Annotated in this window: 1 protein-coding gene; it reads right to left on the reverse strand. The window is 37.6% G+C overall.

Annotated features, from left to right (window positions below):
• Positions 1 to 153: 153 nt before the first annotated feature.
• The coding region (locus tag ACFINI_RS10020; protein ID WP_375648048.1) for a hypothetical protein at positions 154 to 841 on the reverse strand (688 nt) is incomplete at its 5' end.

Genomic DNA, 841 nt, shown 5'->3' on the forward strand with positions numbered 1-841 from the left:
GCTTTAATGCGATAAAGGGTATGATTATTAATTACACGCGTTTCATTTGTGAGTGCAAACTTCTTTTGCATGAGCACAATTCCTTTATAGAGATTTAAATTTTTAAATGAGATGTTTAAAGGAGGGCGCCCCCGCCGCGCCCGCGCGTGTCATTTACGCAGCATCACTTTCATATTCGCTGTCATTATCATCGTCATAATACCCTTCAAAATCAGCATAATACTCATGACGATAATAATCATCTTCGCTCCCAAACTCAGGATATGCATCATCACAGATATCTTCATTAGCTGTTAAAGAGGCATTGCTATGAATATATGAAGAACCAGAGATAAGAGCATCACAAATAACGGCATCATCAAAAACACGTGATTCATCACAAATGTAAGCAGAGCCACTTATTTTTGCATTGCCTCCGACATGAGCATCATCACAAATGACAGCATTATCGGAAATATGAGCATGATCAGTGACACGGGCGTTATCATAAATTTGTGCATTGCCTTCAATTACAACGGCGTTGCTAGCATGCGCATTACCAGACAGTTTTGCATTGTCCTTTAATGTCATACCTTCAAAAATAGCATTCCCATAAATTTGCGCATTACCATAGACATCAACAAAAAAGCTTTTTACTTTAGCATTTCCAAAGACGCGTGCATTTTGAAAGACCCGAGCTTTATTATACACCCAGCAATTACCTTCATGAGAGAGATTATCTTCACTTTCAATATACCCCCCTAAATCGCCTTTTTTGACATCATCAAAATCTCTTAAGGCTCTAATTCGAGTTAAGAAATGACCATCGATATATTCACAATCATCAATAAATTCGTATTTT

The organism is Bartonella sp. AA56HLJMS, assembly GCF_042197145.1.
Classification (GTDB): domain Bacteria; phylum Pseudomonadota; class Alphaproteobacteria; order Rhizobiales; family Rhizobiaceae; genus Bartonella.